Raw genomic sequence first — 19,250 nt, 5'->3', positions numbered from 1 at the left:
GCAAATTAAATTCTTTTGATTTCTTATCCTATCATTACTAAGAATTTGATATTCCATTTTGAATCTTTATAAAAGGTAATTGACTTTTATGATTAATTCAACTATAAAATCAACAGCGTCCTCTAATAACCAATTCAGGTCCTAGGAAACCCTAAGACCTGAATTAAAACTCAAATTTGTATCTAATAAATCGTTTTATTCGCTTCATTCTCAAGTGCTATCTCTTTATCTTCTATGTCATTTTGTATCTTGTCGATAAGATATACTAAAAATAACGCTACAATATTAATCGAGATAATAATTGAATTATCGCTTGCATCAAAGCTGATTGTGTTTTCTGCTAGAGAAAAACCTGAGATAATTTTAAATGTTTCGGTATAACTAATACCCAACGACAGCATGATGCCCGCCACAAATTTTAGAGTAAAGCCTGAAAGCGTAAAATTAAATACTTGTAATACTTGACTAAGCAATGCAAATGGTAAGCCTTTGTTATGTTTTCCTTTCACAAGTAACTGCCCACTATACACCGATAAAGCACTAACAGCTAAACAAAATAAATAAAGAATTGCTATTGTTTGATTAATAACATTGCTTTGTGATAGTTGATAAATGGCAAAGCCAATACCTGTAACTCCACCTATAATTTGATAATAACCAATACTGTTGAGGATTGTTTTTTGGTCTTTGTTAAGTTCTGTTTCCATAATATTTCGATTGCTTGTATGAAAGTTGCTGACTATTTACTGTACGTAAAATCTATTCAAAAAGATTGGCAAATTTAAGAATAATTTTACTCATCGTATAGTCTCTAAAACTGTGTCATAAGTAATAATATTGTTGGTTTTGTCCTGATTTCTGAAAAAATTTGATTATTTACACCTAATTAAAAGCTTAATTATCACACAAATATCTAAGAATCAATCAGCTAAGACAATTTTGTGTCAGCTCATCTTTTTTTAAATCAATCGTTCCATTTCAAATAAAGAATTAAAGCCTATAAAGCTTCTTTATCAACCTGATTTTATTAACACCTCATTAATTTTTAATCATCATTAAATAAACTCTATTGACACTCCACTAATTTTCAATTAGTATTCACCATTTTTTGCTGACACGCCAACAATTTATAATCAGTATTCACTATTTTTTGCTGACACACCAACAATTTCTAATCAGTATTCACCATTTTTTGTTGACACACCAACAATTTCTAATCAGTACTCACCATTTTTTACTGGCACGCCATCAATTTATAATCAGTATTCACTATTTTTTGCTGACATGCCATTAATTTCTAATCAGTATTCACCTTTTTTTGCTGACACACCAACAATTTCTAATCAGTATTGAACAAATTTTGTTGGTGCTTTATTAAAAAAAATAGCGTAGCCTACCTTTTATAAATGATAAGCTACGCAGGTTAGAATATTAATAACTTTAATTACTGATTGTTATCCTTTTTAGGTTTTTTAGAGGATGGTCTTTTGTATCGTTGGGCAATTCTATCGACTAAATCTTTCATTGAACCGTCTTCTTTGCATGCTACCTTCAATAATTTATATACTTTATCCGAAGCAATCATTGCATCGGCACTGGCTGCCAACATTGTGTCGTCTATTCTGTCTAATAAATCTGCTACTGCTAGTTTAATACTTCTTAGCTGATTAATTAATACTACATCTTTTTCAAATTCTTGGGTATCGAAATCGCCTGTCATTTTGTTGGGATAGCTTTTAGCGCCCTCCAAGCACAGTAACACATATTCAACGCTTTTAGAACCCATTACTCTGCTAGGACTTTGGTCTGCTGGGGTACTAATTAAAAAAGGTAATTGCTCTTTTGCTTGTTGCAAGAAAGCAATTGCTGCTATTTTGTCGGCTTCGTTCAAAACAGCTGAAATTTTGTTGGATGCACTCATTACCAGTAAGTTTTATTATGTTAGAAAAAAGATTTTAGAGAGCGTCCTTCGTAGAATGTCTTATGGAATAATAGTGTTTAGTATTCAATTTTCCCCAATAAGTATATATTACGAAGTATGTTGCAAGAAGAAAGGTAATCGGTGTCGAAAATCAGGTGCTTGCTACCAATCATTTGCCTTAACAAACGTATAAAAATTATTGATTGTTTAACCTTAAAACAGGAAGAAATTATATGGATATTTATTATACGGTAAATAAATATTCAAATGAGTACTTTTATTAGAAACTTTGACACTTTCTTTGGAATGAAAGCAACTCTTTGAAGAACGTTTTGACACTGATATACAGACCAATAAATACATTTTGCAATAAACAAATCAGCCCAACTCGTAATAACGAATTGGGCTGATGATGGAATACTTATTTTTAAGGGATACATCCCTCACAAGGCAAAAATCTTAGCTATTAAAATCCTCCTTTATCATAGAAAGTATTTCTACGTGAAAGTTTTAATTCTTGTAATAACGCTGATTTTACTCTGATGGTGAAATTGTAAGTGCTTGAACGACCATAATATGGACTGGCGATTGGCGTCCAGTCGAAATTAGCTTCCCAACAGTGTAAATCTCTATGAATACTAATGTTGGTTAGTGAAATTCCTTTATTCACAAAATCATAACCAGAACTCAAGGTAAAATTCCATTTCTCGGTCAGCTTCACATCACCTTTGAAAGTCATCGCACTTACAATCGTAGCAGGTGCAAAACCTGTTTTGTTCATATTATAGTTAAAACCAAACTGGAAACTCCAAGGCACAGACCAATCAACATAATCGTTGATATTTCTATTGATTTGATTCATTTGTCCTTCAGTACCATTGCTATTTTGTTTCTTTTTATCGGCTACTGCAGGTTTAAAGCTTTTACTTACCGAGAAGTTTAAGCTTGCCAATTTGGCAAAACCTTCGCCCACACTGATTAACAAAGTATCAATTCTACGTCCCGAAGTTGAATATCCATCATTTACATATTTGTATGGATCTAACGAACCACCCAAATTGATGTCAAATTTTTTCACTCTTGAATTCGCTCCGAAATTCAAGTTAGAAAGTTTGTATTGTGTAGCAAAGAAGTTATAATTTCCAGTCAACGAGAAGTTATCAATCAACATCATTTTCTCTGATTCTTTCTGTGCTGTATCCGACTTCGCCCTGAGTTTCGCTTCTAGAGTATTCTGAATCCCAAAACTTATCCCTCCAGACTGACTACCACGGTTGGTTTGCGAAGGGTTAAAGCTTGAGATGTTCAAGAAATCACCCGGAAGCGTTTCTTGTCCCGCTAAAGAACTTGGAATGGTCTCTCCTTTTTGGTATTTATGAACTCTATTATTGATTTGAACCGTTTGATAAAAACCATATTTCGGGTCTGTAAAATCGGGAGTATAGTTAATACTTAAAGACGGAGATAATGTATGGCGTATGCCTTCTAATCTCCCTTTTTTGAATCTCACTGTTCCGTACAAACGAGTATTCATACTCATCGAGAAAGCATAAGTGTAATCTGCATAAAATGCACCGCCTCTCAGTGTATCAATAGCTACTGCACCTTTTTTCGAAGTAGTATCTTTACTATAAACAGCTGCTAAATCATTAACTTTTTTGAACTCGTATCTATACTTCTGTTGATAAATGTTTCCAGAAAAGTTAAAACCAGGCGTTAAGTTAATGTACTTACCAATTTTGATATTGGGTAATGAAATCGGAATGCTGTATTGTGCCTTGAACTGGGCATTCTTTAACAACTCTGGTAAAGTTGATAAGTTGAATGGAATTACACCGTCTCTGGCAAGATTCGTTGCTGAATTGGCGGCTGTTCTAGGGTCGATGATAACAGGTCTGGTTGGGTCAAGGTCAAGTGTATCAATGGTTCTATAAACAGTATAACCAAAGTTGTTGTAAGAACGGTTGGTTAATGCTACTTGGTTGGTGATTCCATACGTTCCAGAAACATCTAAACCCATACGGAATTGGTCGATAAAACGGTCGGTAACAGCATTTTTCTTCTTAAAAGGCTGAAACTGGTTCAAACCAAAAGTATAATTGGTATTGACATTTACTGCCTTCGTTACTGTGTTTTGGTCAGCCTGTAAACTTAAACTTGTACGAATGGTTTGTCCAAAATTGCGTGAATATTGTACGGAAGAGTTTAAAGCCGTAGAAATATAACTACTTGTATTGACACTATTGTACTGACTGTTTGAATTACTTTGTAAGTTAACCGATGCCGAGAAACTAGAATTTCCACGACTTTGTGGTGAATGCGACCATTGAATACCATAGTCACTTCTCGACTGGCGGTCGAATTCGCTACCATTATTACTTTTTCTGAAATTCAAATTAAAAGTACCTGAATAGCGATAGCGTTTGATATACTGTGAATTGGCAGCAATCCCGAAACTTCCTTTCGAGTAAATCTCACCTGTAAGTCTTAAACCGATGTTCGGACTTAAAGCAAAATAATAACCACCATCCCGCAAAAAGAAACCTCTACCTTGTGGTTCTTCACCATAAGTAGGCATGATAATTCCAGAAGTACCTGATTCTTGAGGGGGTTTATAAGGGAAGAAACCAAAAGGTAAACCAATTGGTAAAGGAATCTCATTCAACTCAAAATGGAAAGGGCCTGCTACAATTTCCCTTTTACCAACCACCTTAATTTTAGTAGCCCGAATATTAAAGTGGGGATGTTCCAGATTACAAGTAGTATAAATAGCGTTTCTGATATAAAGGTTATCTTCATTATCTTTTTTCACTTTTTCCCCTTGAATCAAACCATCGCCTTGCGTGGTGATAAGTCCTTTGATAAAAGCCTTTCTACTTTTAAAATTATACCTGATTTCCTCTGCATCATAAGGCTCGCCACCTTGTTTAAAAATGGGTTTTCCAACGATTTTATTCGTCGTCGAATCTTTAGTTCCATGAGCAGACACTACATTCTTCGCCCAGTCGAGCTGAATGAAATTTGCTTCCAGTGAAACATCACCATAAGTAACTTTGGCTTCACCATACAGATACACCACTTGGTTTTCGGTATCCATAATGGTAGAGTCTTTGGCAGAGTAAATAACCGTAGTGGTAAGATCACTTTCTTTTTTTAAAGAATCAGGTACGCTTTTTGTAAGACTTTTCTTAGTAGAGTCTAAACTAGCAGTATCTTTAGGAATTACTGTATTAGCTTTACTGGCTTTAGGCTTATAGGGTTTTCCGCCCAATAATCTCTGAGCAGAAGACTGATTTAGCGTTAAAAGCCCTAAAAGTAAGCTAATTACTATACTGAATATGTGGATTGCTTTTTTCAGAAGTCTTTAAAATTTATATTTGTCTTTTATTAAACAACGCACAAAAATACTTCATTACTTGTTGAACATAGCGTACCAACCCGAAAATAATGTTAAAGTTTGTTAAAGGTTTTTTAATAATCACTTGGATTTGCTCGCTCAGTGGTTTTACTTTTCAAGATTCACTTGTTGAAGAATCAGCAAATCAGCCTGTTTCATTGCAGACCAGAGTAAGAACCGTTGTACTGGATGCTGGTCATGGCGGGAAAGACCCAGGTTGCCACGGTGCCAGCAACGACGAATCTAAAATAGCCCTTAAAATTGTTTTAGAACTAGGAGAAAGAATCAAAGATGAATATCCAGAAGTAAGAGTAATTTATACTCGTACAAAAAATGTCTTTGTAGATTTACACGAACGTTCTGCCATTGCCAATAGAAATAAAGCAGATTTATTTATTTCGGTACATTGCAATGCACATCATTCCTCTAAACTTGCAGGAACTGAGACCTACACAATGGGGTTACATAAAACAAGTAGCAACCTTGATGTGGCAAAGCGAGAAAACTCCGTAATTTTGCAAGAAGCCAATTATGAAAAAAACTATAATGGCTTTAATCCGAATTCTCCATTAGGGCATATCATGATGGCAAATTACCAAAGTGCCTTTATGATGAATAGTATTAAGTTGGCACAAAAAATTGAAAAACAATTCAAACAAAAAACTGAAAGACATAGCTACGGTGTAAAACAAGCTGGTTTTTTAGTACTTTGGGAAACCGCAATGCCAAGTGTTTTGGTAGAAGCTGGTTTTTTAACCAATAAAAACGAAGAACAATATTTAGCTTCTCAGTCTGGTCAAAACGATGTTGCAGAAGCTATTTTCAGAGCATTCAAATCATATAAAGAAGAAATTGAAAATTAGAATAATTGATTGTTTCTAGCAAAAAATCACATTTGTTCCGATTAATCAATTGCTAAAACTTCAATAATCAACACATGAACATCTCTAAAGAAACCAAAATAGGAATACTTGCCCTTACAACCTTTGTAATTTTATACCTAGGATTCAATTTTTTAAAAGGACAAGATTTCTTTACCCAAGAAAATAAATACGTAGTAATCTACAAAGACGTACAAGGACTAACAGCCGCCAATCAAGTTTCATTAAGTGGAATGAAAATTGGGCAAGTAAAGGCTGTTGAGTTAATAAAAGGGGAAAACAATCACGTAAAAGTAGTAATCAGTATCCGTAAAGATTTACAATTACCAGAAGGCACCAAAGCTGTTTTAGCTTCTGATGGATTATTAGGTGGAAAACTCATCAGAATTGAAATGGGTAAATTCACAGGGAAATTCATTGACGATGGTGGAAATCTAGTTGCTTCTTCTGAAACAGGCGTAACTGATTTATTAAAAGAAAAAGCCCTTCCATTGATTCAAAATCTTGATTCCCTAACAAAATCGCTTCGTATCGTTGCTAAAAGTTTTGAAAATACAGGTGTTGTGGTAAATGGTTTTGTAAAAAATTCAGATCGTTCCGTTGGTGTTTTAACTTCTTCATTGAATGCTACTATCAACGAAAATAGAAATAACTTAGCAGGAATTTCTGCCAATATGAAAACCCTTTCTGGTAATTTAATTGAAACAGAAAGAAGTTTAAAACCACTGATTGGTAAATTTAACACAATGGCAGATTCGCTAAATGCCTTGAAAATTAGCGAAGCGGTAGCCACCACTCAAAAATCTTTAGAAGGACTACAACGCATTATGCAAGGCATTGAAAAAGGGCAAGGTTCAATGGGTAAACTGTTGAAAGACGATTCACTTTATACTAACTTGAATCGTTCGGTAGCAGATTTAGATAAGCTTTTAATTGATTTCAGACTAGCTCCAAAACGATATGTAAATATTTCTGTTTTCGGAGGCAAGAAAACCCCACCACCTGCGGTTAAATAATCTGTGAATGAGTGAGTTGTGATTTAGTGATTGATTTTCTTTAGGAAACTAACCTACTCACTCAATCACAAATTAATCGGTACAGGCGTTTGGCTTTTTATTTCGTTGACAACAAACCTGCTTTGGGCATTTCCAATATTCGAGAGTGTCGCTAATTTATGTAAAATAAAATGGCGATACTCATCCATATCTTTCACCAATACTTTCAACAGAAAATCAGAACCACCCGAAATACAATAGCATTCTACTACTTCGGGCAAGAGTAAGACATCTTTTTCAAACTGTTCCAAAAAACTCGCTGCGTGTTCTTTCAGCGTTACATCTACCAAAACCACCAGACTTTTCCCCAATTTAGATTTATTCAGGATGGCTGTATATTTTTCGATTACGCCTTCGTTTTCCAAACGTTTTATTCTTTCATGAATAGGCGTAGTCGTGAGGTTCAATCTTGAAGCAATTTCTTTGTTTGTCATCAAAGCATTCGCTTGCAAAAACTGTAATATTTGTAAATCGATATTATCTAAAGCTGCCATAATCAGGAAATTAAATGTTATTTTAACAAGCGTGCATCACTAAAATCTAAAGACTCTGATACTTTCAGGAAATTCTGTAAAACAGGATTGGTATCGTCTTTTCGCCAGATGATTGATAGATTCGTTCGTTCTGGAATGTTTTTCATTTCGATAAATTTCACTTTCATTGCCGAACTAAATTTATATGAAATTGGCATTACCGAAATCCCCAAATTATGTTCAACCAATTTCAAAATCGTTGCCCCATAGTTTGATTCATGCACAATATTCGGCAAAAAACCTTCTCGCTCACAAATCCTCAAGAGTAAATCATGATACACCGAACTTGAATTTCGTGGTGGTAAAATAAAATTATCATTTTTTACTTGTGCCAAACTTTCAAAGTTATTTTCATTGATGGGATGGCTTTCTGGTAAAATTAACGCAAAAGGTTCTCTAAAAACAACTTTTGCGGTAAGATACTTATCAGGATGGAGTTCCCGAATAAAAGCAACGTCAATTTCATGTTTCTTCAATGCTTCAATCACAGAGCTATCAAGCATTTCAGATAAATTGGTTTTAATGTTCGGAAAAAACAATTTTAAAGCCGACAAAAGTGGCGGAATAACCGAGTAAATCGCCGAACCGGGATGTCCAATTCTAATTTCTCCCTCCTCTCCATTATGAATCAATTGCGTTCTGTGTTTGATATTATCTAATTGAGAGAGTATTTTTTGTGCTTCATTACTCAAATACTCTCCCGCTGGCGTAAGTTTTACATTTCGCTTATCACGTTCAAATAATAAAACACCCAATTCTTTTTCTAATTGCTGTATTTGCCTGCTCAAAGCTGGCTGAGCAATGAACAATTTTTCTGATGCTTTTGAAAAATGAAGCTCAGAAGCGACTCCCAAAAAATAAGTTAACTGTCTAAAATCCATCGTTTAATATGTTAAAATCAAAAAGTAAATGGATAAGTGCGGTATTTTCTATTTATGCCTAAAAAGTATAAGTTGATATAAATTAAGCATTTTTTATTATAAATAGAAAATGGTTTATTTGTAAAGAATAATAATATACGTTTAAAAAGCTCGTTACTTATGAGTAATAACCCTCAAATTAAAGAAGCAAATAGCACAGATGTAGCAATACTTTGTAAGCTTGGTGAACAGACTTTTATCGAAACTTACGGGCATCAAAATACTCCTGAAAACCTGCAAGCGTACCTGTCTAAACATTTTAGTCAAGAACAGCTATTAAGTGAAATTAAAACAGAAGGTACGATTTTCTTAATGGTTGAATTGGATGAAGAAATGGTAGGTTATGCCAAACTAAGAGTAAATAAAGCAGAGTTCTCTGACAGAAATGCTCTTGAACTTGAACGTATCTATGTAAAAAAGGCATATCATGGGAAAAAACTAGGAGCTTATTTACTTGAACAATGTATTGAAAAAACAAAGGCTGTCGGCTGTGACCTGCTCTGGTTGGGTGTTTGGGAGTATAATTTAAAAGCACTTAACTTTTATAAAAGCTGGGGGTTTGAAATAAGTGGGACACATATTTTTGTGCTGGGAGATGATGAGCAGACAGATTACTTAATGACAAAAGAATTAAATATACTTAAAGTATAAATACTCGTTTTTTTTACCAATGAGTATCAAAGGCATTTACACTTTTCGTGTGAATTTTTAGAAAAGGTTAATACATAAAATCCCTACCGTTGGTGGGGATTTTTGTTTTAGAAAATATTGAAATAAATAAATAGTATGCTTGCATAACAAATTTATTTTTATTTAACTTTACCTATATTTTTTATAAAACAAACAACATGAACCGTTCAATTAGAAAAGTAGCCGTACTTGGCTCTGGGATTATGGGAAGTCGTATTGCTTGCCATTTTGCTAATATTGGCGTTGAGGTCATGCTTTTGGATATTGTTCCGAAAGAACCCAACGATGCAGAAAAAGCTAAAGGGCTGAGTATTCAACATCCTGCGGTACGAAATCGCATCGTGAACACAGCCTTTCAACAAACTTTAAAGGCTAATCCGGCAGCATTATATTCTGCCTCTTTTGCCAACAGAATTAAATTAGGAAACTTTGATGATAACCTTTCGGAAATCAATCAATACGATTGGGTAATTGAAGTTGTGGTTGAAAATTTAGCGATAAAAAAATCTTTATATGAAAAAGTAGATGCTTTTCGTAAAGCAGGTACTTTGATTACTTCTAATACTTCGGGGATTCCGATTCATTTAATGGCAGAAGGACGTTCGGAAGATTTTCAAAAACATTTCTGCGGAACACACTTTTTCAATCCTCCTCGTTACCTGAAATTGTTGGAAATCATTCCAACGCCTGCTACTGATGCTTCGGTGATTGATTTCTTGATGCACTACGGCGACCGTTTTCTGGGTAAAACTACCGTTTTGTGTAAAGATACTCCTGCTTTCATTGCCAACCGTGTGGGTGTGTACTCGATGATGAAAACCATGCAAGTAGTAGAAGAAATGGGGCTGACGGTAGAAGAAGTTGATAAACTTACTTCGGTAGTGGTTGGTCGCCCGAAATCTGGTACTTTCCGCTTGTCTGACGTTGTAGGTTTAGATACCACCATCAACGTTTCTAATAATTTATTCGCTGGTTTAACCGACGACGACGCTAAGGACACTTTTGTTTTACCAGCAATGGTGAAGAAACTCCAAGAAAATAAATGGTTGGGCGATAAAACTGGTCAAGGTTTTTATAAGAAAATCAAAGGAGCAAATGGCAAATCAGAAATTTTGGCATTGAACCTTAAAACTTTCGAGTACGAACCTTCACAAAAAGTAAAATTCTCCGTTTTTGAACAAACCAAAACCTTGGCTTTGAAAGACCGCTTTGCAGTTTTATTGGCCGACAAAGGTAAAGCAGGCGAATTTTACAGAAAGACTATTTTAGATGGATTTAGTTATGTAACGAAACGTATCCCAGAAATTTCAGATGAATTATACCGAATTGATGCCGCCATCTGTGCAGGTTTTGGTTGGGAAATCGGCTTATTTGAAACTTGGGATGCTATTGGTGTAGAAAAAGGGCTTGAACTAATGCAAAACGAAGGCATGAAATCGGCAGATTGGGTGCATGAAATGTTGGCTTCGGGAGCAAAAACTTTCTACAAAAGAGAAGGTGGAAAACGCTTGTATTATGATATTCCGACGAAATCGTATAAAGTAATTCCAGGTACAGAATCCTTCATTATTTTAGAAAATCTTTCAAATAATATCGTCTGGAAAAATGCAGAAAGCAATGTCTATGATTTGGGCGATGGCATTTTAGGTTTAGAATTCCGTTCAAAAATGAATACGATGGGTGCTGGCGTGATTGAAGGTATTCAGAAATCCATTGCTTTGGCAGAAAAAGACTTCCGTGGTTTGGTTATTGGAAATGATAGTACAGAAGCATTTTCGGCTGGGGCAAATTTGGCGATGTTATTCATGTTTGCGATTGAGCAGGAGTATGATGAAATCAATATGATGATTGCTCAATTCCAACAAACGATGATGCGAGTACGATACTCTTCGATTCCTGTGGTGGTTGCTCCGCATTCTCTGGCTTTGGGTGGTGGTTGCGAAATCAATCTTCATGCCGACAGAGTAGTGGCTGGTGCTGAAACTTATATGGGTTTGGTAGAAGTTGGCGTAGGTTTGATTCCTGCTGGAGGCGGAACAAAAGAAATGGCTTTGCGTTGCTCAGATTTATACAAAAATGGCGACCCAGAATTGAATACTTTGCAAAATGCCTTTATGAATATTGCGATGGCAAAAGTAAGTACTTCAGCACAGGAAGCTTTTGAAATGAATTACTTGCGTCGTGGTGATGAAATTGTTTTGAATCGCTCTCGCTTGATTGCCGATGCTAAACAAGCCGCTATTGAATTAGCCGAAGCTGGTTATACTCAGCCTAAAAAACGTACTGATATTAAAGTACAAGGCAAAGCAGGCATTGCTCTTTTCAAAGCAGGTATTCAAGGAATGAAAATGGGAAGATACATTTCAGAACATGATGCCAAAATTGCGGAGAAATTAGCCTACGTAATTTCTGGAGGAGATTTGAGTTATCCACAATTGGTTTCAGAACAGTACTTATTAGACTTAGAACGTGAAGCTTTCCTTTCGCTTTCGGCAGAGAAAAAGACTTTAGAGCGTATCCAAAGTTTATTAAATGGCGGAAAACCGTTAAGGAATTAGCAGTAGGCGATAGGCTGTAAGCTGTAGGCTTATTTAGTCTTTGCCCTGGTAATATTCCAAAGTTTGGTATGGAATACAAGCGATAGGCTATAAGCTTATATAGTCTTTGCTTTTACGAATTGGTTTTATTTCAATTATCTAACGAAGTATTTGTTATTGTCCCTGCCTAAAGCTTACAGCTTATGGCTTAAAGCAAAAAGAAATGAACGCATATATCGTAGCGGGCTATCGTACCGCTGTTGGAAAAGCCCCAAGAGGTGTTTTCCGTTTTACAAGACCCGATGATTTGGCAGCGGAAGTTATCAAACATTTGGTGGCACAAGTACCTGCTTTAGACCCTACTCGTGTAGATGATTTAATTGTAGGAAATGCCGTGCCAGAAGCAGAGCAAGGAATGCAAATTGCTCGCTATATTGCTCTTTTGTCTTTGCCACAAAATGTACCCGGTTTTACTATCAATCGTTATTGTGGTTCAGGTTTAGAAGCCATCGCTTTGGCTTCTGCTAAAATTCATTCGGGTTTAGCAGATTGTATCATTGCTGGCGGAGCAGAATCTATGTCTTTAGTACCTACAACGGGCTACAAAATGGCATTGAATTTTGAAATTGCTCAGAAACATCCAGATTATTATATCGGCATGGGTTTAACAGCCGAACAAGTACGTGAACAATTCAAGATTTCTCGTGAAGAGCAAGATGAATTTTCGGTAGCATCTCATACCAAAGCTTTGGCCGCACAAGCGAATGGTTTATTCAAAGATGAAATCGTACCGATTACGGTAAAGGAAACTTATTTTGATGCCAATACTGGCAAAAAGAAAAACCGTGAGTACGTAGTGGATACTGACGAAGGACCAAGAGTTGGGACAACGATGGAGGCTTTAGCTAATTTAAAACCTGTTTTTGCCGCTGGCGGAACAGTAACGGCGGGTAATTCTTCTCAAACTTCAGACGGTGCAGCTTTTGTAATGGTAATGTCAGAAGCGATGGTAAAAAAATTAAATCTTGAACCTATCGCCAGAATGGTTACTTATACAACGGCTGGCGTTGAACCACGCATCATGGGCATTGGACCTGTAGCAGCGATTCCATTAGCTTTGAAAAGAGCAGGATTAAGTATCAACGACATCGACCAAATAGAACTGAACGAAGCTTTTGCGGCACAGTCATTGGCGGTCATCAAAGAGTTAGATTTAGACCGCTCCAAGATAAATGTAAATGGTGGAGCTATTGCTTTAGGACATCCGCTGGGCTGTTCGGGAGCGAAACTTTCGATACAATTATTTAATGAAATGCGTCGTAGAAATCAAAAATACGGCATGGTATCGGCTTGCGTTGGTGGCGGCCAAGGCGTAGCTGGTATTTATGAATTGTTATAGTTTATAGACGTATGAGTTGAAAAGGGCGGGTTTACTTGCCCTTTTTGCTTTTTGACCAATTTAATTATTTATAAATACTTTCTAAACACAGGTTACTCTCCATAAACCAGCTCTCCTATTTTCTGAATATCAAATAAAACTCCCGCTTGCGAATTCCCAAGAAAGGCAATGACAATATCATCGTCTGGATAAATAATTAAATACGAGCTACCACTAAATGAGTCGCCCGCATGATACCAAATACGATGACCATTTTTGTCTTTACCTGTGTACCAACCAATGCCGTAGCCCGTTGCTTTTTTATCAGTTGTATGTTGGCTTTCAAAAAGTATTTTTTTTAAGTTCGGATCAAAATTATTTCCATGCAGTAATTCATTACCAAATTTTACTAAGTCTTCTGTCGTTGATAAAAGTCCTCCACCAGCATATTTGTAACTCAAATCTCCTAAATCGTTTTCCAGTCCAGTAGCATCATAAAACTTACTTCTATTGTTTATTGTACTTTTTGTGTTATCTCCACAAGTATTGAATAATTTTAAGGGTTGCCAAATATTCTTATTCATGTACGCTAAATAGCTTTCACCACTCGCCCCTTCAATGATTGCTCCAATTAAACTCCAGCCAAAACTTGAATAATGAAATTGTGTATTCGGTTCAAAAAGTAAAGAGTCATCTTTAAATACTTTCAGTGCTTGTGTTGCATTATCAAAATGTTCTGTACGAATATAATCGCTTAAATCATTCTCTTTGTAGTCACGGAATCCCGCTAAATGACCAGCCAATTGTCGAGTAGTTATTGGATATTTTTTTTCAGGAAAATCAGGAAGGTATCTTTGCACAGGTGCATCTAAATCAAGTTTACGCTCAGACATAAGCTTGATTAATGCAACCGAGGTCATAGCTTTAGATATGCTATTTATTCGGAAACGGGTAGAATCAGTAACTCGAATATTATTTTCTATATCGGCATAACCTAAACTAAAAGAGTACTTGGTTTTATTTCCTTTACTAATATTGAGCTGCATTCCATTCATAGCACTTTCGTCCATAAAATCTTTACAGAGCTTTTGTATTTTACATTCAAGAGCATCTTTATATGGAATTTCTATGCTTGTTGTTACATCATTATTTGCTTGAGTCTGGGTATTAAGTATTACATAAGCACATACTATACCGTGTACTTTTTTCCAATTCCCCCAGCTATTTTCTCTCTCAAAGCAAGAAAAAAGATTAGTCTTTGTACTTGATATTCCAATAAAGGTTCCGGGTAAATCGATACCTCCTCTCATGATTTTTTGGTGAACTACCTTTTTCCCTTCAAACTCAACAGTATCATTTTTTAGTCTTTCAGGATGTTTTTTCATGAAATCTCTATAGCCATCTGCAATGATAGTTCTATCGTTTATATCAAGGATTTGTTCAAATGTTACAAAAAAGGGTTTTGTGATTTGATAATTCAAATGAGAAAGGTCAAAATTCAGCCACCCATTTTTCATAGAAGATTCAACAATAATACTTTGTTGAAGAAGGTCTTCGTTCGGTTGCCCTGTCAAACTATCGACATCATTCAATCGAATTCTAAACTTAAATGTTTTCAGGTTGTTTCTGAATATTCTAAGATTTACTTTACCCAAATAAGCAGGAAAAACGAGTCCCTTTTGGATGTTAGAGTCTTTGTTTTCTATCAGTAATGCAATACAACGACCAGCATAAGTGGTGTCTGGTTCATAGACTCCACCATTGAAAGACCTATTACCCAATTCAAAAGTTTTATTTTTTTGCTTAGATGCTGTGACTGTAATTTGATTGAGCAAAGTAATTTTCTCAATCAAATAAATAATAAGGTCTTTATCTTGTTCAAGCAATTTGAGAGGAATCATCCTTTTCGCAAAACCAAGGGTAGAAAAAATTAAAGTATCAGAACTGAGCTTTTGAGGAATAACGATTGAAAAACTTCCATCTAAATTAGAAATAGTCCCAACGTTAGTGTTTCTAATTCCAATATTTACGTAAGGCACAGCCTCTTTGGTACTTCTGTTAAGTGTTTTTCCTTTAATGATTCTTTGTCCAAAATTAAGATTGGACAATATCAGAAAAATAAAGATTAGAGATAATCTATGATACATGATGGCTGTTAGCTTTATTGAAAAACGAAAAAACTACTTAACTCTTTCATTCTGAGTCAGATAATTTATCAAATATAATCACTATCTAAGCTCACAAGACAATTTGCGGTTTTCTTCGGTTTTTATATACTTCAAGTATATCCATATATACTTGAAGTATCTCTCGACATACTAATTACCGCAAAATACCGCAAAAAAGTATCTCGTGAGATACTAAAAGAATATCACGAGATACTAAATACCGCAATTTCCCGCAAAAATGTATCTCTCGACATACTTTCAGTATCTCCAGACATTCTTTTTCATTGTTTTAATTCTCTTTTTGATGATGGAAACATTTCTCAAAAATCACTTAAATAAGCACTTGCCATTCATCCCTAAAAATGACCAGTCGGAAGAAGTCACTTTTGGTCGCCCCTACTAAAATTGCCGTTTATCAATAACGCAAACCGACCATTGGTTTTTGAATTGAAAGTATCAAGCCATCTGCTAATTTTGATTCAACAATAAAGCAAAAAACATTTGTAAGTAATTAATAAACAACTGTTTAACCTCTTAATTTTAATTTCAAAATAAAAATTTAACCGTATCTAAACAAATAATAAAATGAGAACTTTAGCACAAATCATCGCCATTGCTACTTTAACAACTAGCTCAATTTTTGCAAATCCTATCGCAGGAGAAACAAGTACAAATGCTAACAAAGCGAATAATTTCGCCATCGGAATGTACCAAAGTGTTGGTACTTTAGACATGCACCTTACTTTAGATAAGGTAGCTGGCAAAACAGTAAATGTTTCAATCAAAGACAAAACTGGACAAGTTATCCACACTGAAAAAATTGCTAAAAATGCTCGCTCATATCATGGAAAATTTGATTTACAAGAACTTAACGATGGTGCTTATACCATTGAAATCACAGATGGTACTGATACGATTACTCGTACAATCAATATCAATTCTGCTAAACCACAAGAGATTACTCGTACAATCGTAGTGGAGTAAGCTAATATATAACTTTATAAAAACGGATAGGCTGTCAGAATTCTGACAGCCTATCCGTTTTTATAGCAGTAAATTTATTGGATACTAAAGTTTCTTAATTCAATCGATAACCAATGTGTTTCCAAGCCATTTGTTTGTATTTTTCTAAAGATGGCTTTTCAAATTCTACTTCTTTTGCTTTATCGTCCCAATCTCTCATTCTAATGTATAAATCGAAAAGAGGCATTCTTTCAAATGATTTTGCATCCTCTTCTGTCATTACTCCACCTTGATACTCCAATGTTTTCTTACTGGCTTCCGAAAGTTTATGGTAATAATCAGGATACTTGAATGTTAAGTATCTTTTTGCTTCAACATGATTTCTGACTAAAAGGGCAATTCTATTTGAAAAACCATTCTTGTACAGAAAATTAGCTCCTGCAATTTCATGTCTGATGTTTCCTAAACCATTCATTTCATCACGATTAGGCAAAAAATGTCCAATATCATGAAAGAAAGCCGCTAAGATTACTTCTTCATCATAGCCTTCTTCTTCTGCTAACATGGCAGCTTGAAAACTATGTTCTAGGATAGTTAATGGTTCGCCGACGTATTCGTCGGCGCCATTGATTTCATAAAGACCAAAGATTGAATCAAGTCTTTGACGGAGGATAGATTCAGAGATTGTCATTGAATGATAGGTATTTTATTTAATTAACCACATGGCTGCATTGATATTTTCACCTTCAATTCCTACTCCAAACTGGCGAGTCAAGGCTTCTTTTAAATTATCAATATTAGTCGATTGCTCAGATTGTGGATATCTAAAACGTAAAGGTATTTTTGTTCCGTTTCCTGTTCCAGCACCAATTAAGAAACTTGGAACACCTGTTCTACGCCAGTTATAATAAGCTTCATAACCTGAATTTTGGAAGAAAGCGATATATTTTTGACTCAAAATTTGTGTTAAACCTGCTGCATTATTTCCTGCATATTTTACAGAAGCTTGTGCTAAGTAAGCTGTAGCATCTGAAATACCATAGAACGACATCGAAGCTTTTATACCACGTTCGTACCAATCTTGTGCATTACCAGTAACCCAACCTTGATTAACGGCCTCAGCTATGTTGAAACACATTTCTGGATAAGATACCAAGAAAGTATTTTCGCCAGTGTATGAACTATAATAACGCTTACGGCTTTGGAAAGAATACTCTCCACGACCAGCTTTTGATGACATATCCGCTAAATCTTCTCCAGAACTTGCACCCACGTAAGCTTCAACATCAGTAGCTTTTAAGCCTTTTGCAATTTGTGCTTCAGCAGGTTCTGATACTACAAAAAGACGTGGGTCATTGTTGTTTTTCAATAAGTCGATATAAGTTTTCGACATATTTTCACGAGTAGCATTATTTCCTAAGTTATCAGGGTTACGTGGATATTTGTTGTTTACACTCCAAACATATTGTAAAGACTCTGATACATCCGTCATCAATGGATATTTAGTAGGGTTAGCAATGATAGCCGCAAAATCTTGTTTTACTTTCAAATCTGCATCATCTGCTTTTTTACTTAAATGAATCAATACTCTTAATCTAAAAGTATTAACAGCTTTTTGCCATTTTCTTAAATCACCAGCATAATAAATATCACCGTCTAAAGATTTATCACCAGCAGTAATTAAAGTAGCTAAATCATTATTTGATTCTTCTAACCATTTTAACACTTGAATGAATACTTCTTTCTGCGTATCATATTTTGGTTTATCTACTTCAATACCCTTCAAGGCATCTTTTACAGGTAAATCACCTACTCTTAAAGTCATGTTGGTGTAAGAGTAAGCTCTTAAAAATTTACCCAAAGCTGAATACGGATTCAATGCTTTTGCACCACTTTTAAGGGCTTCTTCTTCTAATTTCACTACGTTTTTCAAAGTAGTAAATTGCAAAGAAGCGTATTGCCAGTTGTATTCATTGGTATCGTAATACGCATAATTTGAACAGTAAAACTGGTTGTTACGCATTGTACCGTTCCAAGCACCTTCGTTCATTCCGTTCAATACACTTCTAAGAATAATTGAAGAAGGTACAGAGGTTGGTAAGTTGGGATTTTGCTCCAACAATTGGTAATCACTACAACTCGCTAAGAGTGTGATAATTAAGAATGATAAAATATATTTTTTCATGAGAATTTCTTATTAAATTTTATTTAAAAACTTACTTTAAAAAAGTGATAGGGAAAGTAGCAAAGAACAGGTTGTACACTATTGCACTATTTTCAACAGTATTACCCTCAACTTCAAGGTTCAAAAGTACTTTGCTAATAGTTTTATTATCTATCAATTCTGACTCAAAATTTTGTTTTACTAACCGATTAATCTCATCTATGTATTGGTCATAATCAGGACTATATACCTCGACTTGATAATAATTCTTCTCAGGACTTTCTGGTCTCCAACAGATAATACAATGAAAAGGAATTAACATACTGATACTTATATCAATAAAAAAATCAGCATCTTCTGATACTTTTATCCTAATATCTAAAGACCTAAACGAGAGCCCGTAATTACTTAAAACATTGAAATACTTTTCTTCAAGACTTTTCAACAAAGCTTCAAATTGTGGAAATTGCTTTTGTGATTCAATTTCAAAAGTTCTTCTGATTTGTTGTATTATTTCGTGCTTTTCAAAACCTTCACTTAGGAAGTCAATATCTCTTGGATATATATCAAGTATTTTTTTTAAGTAATCTGAAAAGTTCATGGCATTATTATCTCCTCTTAACTATATCACAAAGATTTAATT

15 protein-coding genes are annotated in these 19,250 nt (G+C 35.0%); 6 read left to right on the top strand and 9 right to left on the bottom strand.

The window, feature by feature from the left end; genetic code table 11:
* Positions 1 to 182: 182 nt before the first annotated feature.
* The 3 genes from VB776_RS13380 to VB776_RS13370 all read right to left on the bottom strand — a co-directional run bounded on the left by VB776_RS13380 (position 183) and on the right by VB776_RS13370 (position 5,192).
* Positions 183 to 707: a hypothetical protein gene (locus VB776_RS13380; RefSeq protein ID WP_323330457.1), complete on the bottom strand. Its 525-nt coding sequence runs from the start codon at positions 705 to 707 to the stop codon at positions 183 to 185.
* A 737-nt stretch (positions 708 to 1,444) separates the two neighbouring features.
* Positions 1,445 to 1,921, bottom strand: coding sequence for a hypothetical protein (locus VB776_RS13375; protein WP_323330456.1), 477 nt, complete (start codon positions 1,919 to 1,921; stop codon positions 1,445 to 1,447).
* Positions 1,922 to 2,387: 466 nt separating this feature from the next.
* Positions 2,388 to 5,192 (bottom strand): putative LPS assembly protein LptD, encoded by a 2,805-nt coding sequence (locus VB776_RS13370; RefSeq protein WP_323330455.1) that lies wholly within the window; start codon positions 5,190 to 5,192, stop codon positions 2,388 to 2,390.
* Positions 5,193 to 5,368: 176 nt separating this feature from the next.
* On the opposite strand from VB776_RS13370, the gene VB776_RS13365 reads away from it, so the two are divergent.
* Together VB776_RS13365 and VB776_RS13360 are read left to right on the top strand one after the other, a co-directional pair.
* A complete protein-coding gene (locus tag VB776_RS13365; protein ID WP_323330453.1) occupies positions 5,369 to 6,181 on the top strand; it encodes an N-acetylmuramoyl-L-alanine amidase family protein in 813 nt (270 codons plus the stop codon).
* 74 nt (positions 6,182 to 6,255) lie between these two features.
* Positions 6,256 to 7,215: an MlaD family protein gene (locus VB776_RS13360; RefSeq protein WP_323330451.1), complete on the top strand. Its 960-nt coding sequence runs from the start codon at positions 6,256 to 6,258 to the stop codon at positions 7,213 to 7,215.
* A 65-nt stretch (positions 7,216 to 7,280) separates the two neighbouring features.
* On the opposite strand, the gene VB776_RS13355 is transcribed toward VB776_RS13360, so the two are convergent.
* Together VB776_RS13355 and VB776_RS13350 are read right to left on the bottom strand one after the other, a co-directional pair.
* The gene (locus VB776_RS13355; RefSeq protein ID WP_323257228.1) at positions 7,281 to 7,748 is read right to left on the bottom strand and encodes an Lrp/AsnC family transcriptional regulator; all 468 of its coding nucleotides are present in this window, start codon (positions 7,746 to 7,748) and stop codon (positions 7,281 to 7,283) included.
* A gap of 17 nt (positions 7,749 to 7,765) precedes the next feature.
* A complete protein-coding gene (locus tag VB776_RS13350; RefSeq protein WP_323330448.1) occupies positions 7,766 to 8,668 on the bottom strand; it encodes a LysR family transcriptional regulator in 903 nt (300 codons plus the stop codon).
* A gap of 159 nt (positions 8,669 to 8,827) precedes the next feature.
* On the opposite strand from VB776_RS13350, the gene VB776_RS13345 reads away from it, so the two are divergent.
* From VB776_RS13345 to VB776_RS13335, 3 genes are all read left to right on the top strand, one after another.
* Positions 8,828 to 9,358, top strand: coding sequence for a GNAT family N-acetyltransferase (locus VB776_RS13345; RefSeq protein ID WP_323330446.1), 531 nt, complete (start codon positions 8,828 to 8,830; stop codon positions 9,356 to 9,358).
* 197 nt (positions 9,359 to 9,555) lie between these two features.
* Positions 9,556 to 11,955 (top strand): 3-hydroxyacyl-CoA dehydrogenase/enoyl-CoA hydratase family protein, encoded by a 2,400-nt coding sequence (locus tag VB776_RS13340; protein ID WP_323330444.1) that lies wholly within the window; start codon positions 9,556 to 9,558, stop codon positions 11,953 to 11,955.
* A 202-nt stretch (positions 11,956 to 12,157) separates the two neighbouring features.
* A complete protein-coding gene (locus tag VB776_RS13335) occupies positions 12,158 to 13,333 on the top strand; it encodes an acetyl-CoA C-acyltransferase (protein WP_323330443.1) in 1,176 nt (391 codons plus the stop codon).
* Between the two features lie 92 nt (positions 13,334 to 13,425).
* Here the strand turns inward: VB776_RS13335 and VB776_RS13330 are convergent, their stop codons facing one another.
* Entirely contained in the window at positions 13,426 to 15,459 is a 2,034-nt protein-coding gene (locus tag VB776_RS13330) for a serine hydrolase (RefSeq protein WP_323330441.1), read from the bottom strand.
* Between the two features lie 606 nt (positions 15,460 to 16,065).
* Here VB776_RS13330 and VB776_RS13325 point away from each other — a divergent pair.
* Complete coding sequence (locus VB776_RS13325) at positions 16,066 to 16,464, top strand: DUF3244 domain-containing protein (protein WP_323330439.1); 399 nt, start codon at positions 16,066 to 16,068, stop codon at positions 16,462 to 16,464.
* Between the two features lie 94 nt (positions 16,465 to 16,558).
* Here VB776_RS13325 and VB776_RS13320 read toward each other — a convergent pair whose 3' ends face one another.
* The 3 genes from VB776_RS13320 to VB776_RS13310 are packed head-to-tail and all read right to left on the bottom strand — an operon-like array spanning position 16,559 to position 19,208.
* Positions 16,559 to 17,134: an HD domain-containing protein gene (locus tag VB776_RS13320; protein WP_184129843.1), complete on the bottom strand. Its 576-nt coding sequence runs from the start codon at positions 17,132 to 17,134 to the stop codon at positions 16,559 to 16,561.
* A 15-nt stretch (positions 17,135 to 17,149) separates the two neighbouring features.
* Positions 17,150 to 18,628 carry a SusD/RagB family nutrient-binding outer membrane lipoprotein gene (locus VB776_RS13315; protein ID WP_323330434.1) on the bottom strand — a complete coding sequence of 493 codons (1,479 nt, stop codon included), beginning with the start codon at positions 18,626 to 18,628 and terminating at the stop codon, positions 17,150 to 17,152.
* Between the two features lie 31 nt (positions 18,629 to 18,659).
* Positions 18,660 to 19,208, bottom strand: coding sequence for a hypothetical protein (locus VB776_RS13310; RefSeq protein WP_323330432.1), 549 nt, complete (start codon positions 19,206 to 19,208; stop codon positions 18,660 to 18,662).
* Positions 19,209 to 19,250 lie beyond the last annotated feature (42 nt).

Origin of the sequence: Arcicella gelida, from assembly GCF_034931025.1 — a bacterium.
In the GTDB taxonomy this organism is placed as follows: domain Bacteria; phylum Bacteroidota; class Bacteroidia; order Cytophagales; family Spirosomataceae; genus Arcicella; species Arcicella gelida.
This window is presented reverse-complemented; position numbering and strand designations above follow the sequence as displayed.